The sequence below is a fragment of the uncultured Psychrobacillus sp. genome (genome assembly GCF_938022135.1).
Classification (GTDB): Bacteria; Bacillota; Bacilli; order Bacillales_A; family Planococcaceae; genus Psychrobacillus.
The window spans coordinates 1-3,208 of sequence record NZ_CALIED010000050.1 but is presented as its reverse complement, the minus strand read 5'-3'; the positions used below and the strand labels follow the sequence as shown (position 1 = coordinate 3,208).

The following is a 3,208-nucleotide window of genomic DNA, read 5'->3' as shown; positions in this document are numbered from 1 at the left end:
TTACGTTCTTTAAGTTCTGTTTCAGTAGCTGCTCCGACTTTGATTACTGCTACTCCACCAGCTAATTTAGCAAGGCGTTCTTGTAGTTTTGCGCGGTCGAATTCAGAAGTTGTTTCTTCTAATTGAACACGGATTTGGTGTACACGTGCTTGAATTTGTGCTGAATCTCCAGCGCCTTCAACAATTGTTGTATTTTCTTTTGTTACAACAACTTTTGATGCACGGCCTAGTGAAGCTAGTGTTGCTGATTTCAGTTCAAGACCTACTTCTTCAGAAATCACTTCTCCGCCAGTTAATGCAGCGATATCTTCTAGCATTGCTTTACGACGATCTCCGAATCCAGGTGCTTTTACAGCAACTGCATTGAATGTTCCACGAAGTTTGTTCACAACAAGAGTTGCAAGCGCTTCGCCTTCTACATCTTCAGCAATCAACAATAGTGGTTTTCCTTGTTGAACAACTTGCTCAAGTACAGGAAGGATTTCTTGGATATTCGTGATTTTTTTATCTGTGATCAAGATATATGGATTCTCAAGGACAGCTTCCATTTTATCTGAATCCGTTACCATGTATGGAGATGCATATCCGCGGTCGAATTGCATACCTTCTACCACATCAAGCTCTGTTGTGAATCCTTTAGATTCTTCGATTGTAATTACTCCGTCGTTACCAACGCGCTCCATTGCCTCAGCGATTAATTCACCAACTTCTTCATCACCAGAAGAAATAGCAGCTACTTGAGCGATTGAATCTTTACCTTCGATTTGTTTAGAGATTGCTTTAAGCTCTGTTACAGCAGCAGCTACAGCAAAGTCGATTCCTTTACGGATACCAACTGGGTTAGCACCAGCTGTTACGTTTTTAAGTCCTTCACGGATCATAGATTGTGCAAGAACTGTCGCAGTTGTTGTACCATCACCAGCGATGTCATTTGTTTTAGAAGCAACCTCAGCTACTAATTTTGCACCCATGTTTTCAAAAGCATCCTCAAGCTCGATATCTTTTGCGATTGTTACACCATCATTTGTAATAAGTGGAGAACCAAATTTTTTCTCTAATACTACGTTACGACCTTTTGGCCCTAATGTTACTTTAACAGCGTCTGCTAATTTATCTACTCCACGCAGCATTGCACTACGAGCGTCTTCACTAAATTTAATTTCTTTTGCCATGTTATTATGCCCTCCTAATTGTTCTTTTTAATTTCTTTTATTAGCCGATTACAGCAAGAATATCGCTTTCGCGTAAGATTAAATAGTCGTGGCCTTCATATTTTACTTCAGTTCCAGCATATTTAGAGAAGATAATACGGTCCCCTTCTGTTACGTCTAATTCAACGCGGTTTCCGTTTTCTAGTACTCGTCCAGTACCTACTGCAACGACTTTACCTTCTTGTGGTTTCTCTTTAGCAGAGTCTGGAAGTACGATGCCAGATGCTGTTTTTTCCTCAGCTTCGATTAATTCGATTACAATACGATCACCTAATGGTCTTAACAAGTGAAACTACCTCCCTAAAATAAGTTGAATTTAATATTTATTAGCACTCACACACTTTGAGTGCTAACACACTTATAATAATAATTAAACTATGGAAATTTTGCAAGTCAGAACCTAAACTTTTTTTAAAATTTTATTATCTTCTTTCTCCTCTTAGATCATGAGTATTTCACCTTGCCTTTGTGCGAAAGCAAGTCCCTTTTCAATACTAAAACTGTCCAAGAATAAAATAGCTAACAAGCGATTTTATTTTAGTTTTCCATTACAATAAGGCTAGCACATATAATAATTACCAGTATGCTATGCAATAGAATCTTTATAGAAGACGGAAAGGATATTTAGATGAAAAAACAACAAACAGCCTTATACATATTAATCACCTACTGTGTCATGCAGCTCTCCGGAATCATCTTTGCTTCTCTGCTATTTATGGTTTTTAAATACTATAACCTGGAAAATCCTATGTTACTGGCTAACGGCTGGTGGACTTTCATCGGAATGGGGACTGCAACAATCATCACTTTACTTATCATCCGAAAAGACAAGAGCTTTATCCGACCTTTAAAGGGACAAGCTTCGAGCACACTCAAATCAGTTGCCTGGGGAGTTTTGGGATTCATAATGGTTTTGTACGGCCAGGCCCTTGCTGCTAATATAGAGATTAAATTTTTTGGAATCGAGCCCGGTTCTGAAAATACACAAGATTTCATGGAACTAGCTAGTTCGGTGCCCTTTGTTTTTTTCTCTATCGTATTCTTTGCCCCAATCTTAGAAGAGCTCATCTTCCGTCGTATCATTTTCGGAACATTATTACCTAAAACAAACTTCTTTGTAGCAGCACTTATAAGCTCACTGTCCTTTGCAGTCATCCATTTTGAGTTTACGCACATACTAATATATGCTGTGTCTGGTTTTATATTCGCATTCATTTATTATAAGACAAAACGAATCATTACTTCTATTATTGCCCATATGCTTTTAAACGGATTCGTAGTAATTGCACAACTATATAATGAAGAAATCATTAACTTCTTTGAAAGATTAGCAGAAATGTTGCAATAAGGAGGAATCACTATGACTTTTTCATTTACGAAGCTTCCTATAATAGAAACAGAAAGACTTATTCTTCGAAAAGCAACCGAACAAGACTCCGACGACATTCTAGAATTGTATGCCAATGAAAATGTTGTAGAGCATATGCCACTCGATCCGTTTACTTCTATTGAAGATGCAAAAGGCGAGATTAGTTGGTACGAGAAAATATTTTTGGAGCAAACTGGTTTGCGTTGGGTAATAGAAGAGAAGGTAAACAAAAAAGTGATTGGTACGTGTGGCTATTTAAACTATGAGGTTGAACACAATCGGATAGAAATAGGCTATGACCTCTCCCCTGAATCATGGGGAAAGGGAATTATGACGGAGACACTAAAGGCTGTTATTCACTTTGCCTTTTCAGAGTTAAATGTAAACAAAATTGAAGCTCAAATCACGTCAGAAAACGATGTCTCCCTTCACCTAGTAAGTAAGCTAGGCTTTCACAGAGATGGTGTTCTAAGGGAACATGAATTTGAAAAGGGACGCTATATCGACCTTGTCATTTATTCCCTTCTTGCTAGAGAATATACGAATAAGCCTTCGACTAAATTATAGTCGAAGGCTCAGACTGTAGACAAACTCCAAAAATTTTGGAGTTTGCCTACAGTCTTTTTTC

At 37.9% G+C, this 3,208-nt stretch carries 4 protein-coding genes; 2 read left to right on the top strand and 2 right to left on the bottom strand.

Features of this window, described 5'->3' with window-relative positions:
• Positions 1 to 1,172 (bottom strand): chaperonin GroEL (groL, locus tag Q0371_RS10155; RefSeq protein ID WP_298470821.1); only part of this gene is annotated, 1,172 nt, incomplete at its 3' end.
• Positions 1,173 to 1,212: 40 nt separating this feature from the next.
• Positions 1,213 to 1,497, bottom strand: a complete 285-nt coding sequence (groES, locus tag Q0371_RS10150) for a co-chaperone GroES (protein ID WP_169360458.1) — start codon at positions 1,495 to 1,497, stop codon at positions 1,213 to 1,215.
• A gap of 342 nt (positions 1,498 to 1,839) precedes the next feature.
• Here groES and Q0371_RS10145 point away from each other — a divergent pair, with 342 nt between their 5' ends.
• The gene (locus Q0371_RS10145; protein ID WP_251556121.1) at positions 1,840 to 2,559 is read left to right on the top strand and encodes a type II CAAX endopeptidase family protein; all 720 of its coding nucleotides are present in this window, start codon (positions 1,840 to 1,842) and stop codon (positions 2,557 to 2,559) included.
• A 12-nt stretch (positions 2,560 to 2,571) separates the two neighbouring features.
• Complete coding sequence (locus Q0371_RS10140; RefSeq protein WP_298470817.1) at positions 2,572 to 3,147, top strand: GNAT family protein; 576 nt, start codon at positions 2,572 to 2,574, stop codon at positions 3,145 to 3,147.
• The last annotated feature ends 61 nt before the right edge of the window (positions 3,148 to 3,208 follow it).

Bases quoted from the DNA above. Each gene is read 5' to 3' on its own strand.
- Q0371_RS10145 (WP_251556121.1), top strand. From the start codon at position 1,840: ATGAAAAAACAACAAACAGCCTTATACATATTAATCACCTACTGTGTC.
- Q0371_RS10140 (WP_298470817.1), top strand. From the start codon at position 2,572: ATGACTTTTTCATTTACGAAGCTTCCTATAATAGAAACAGAAAGACTT.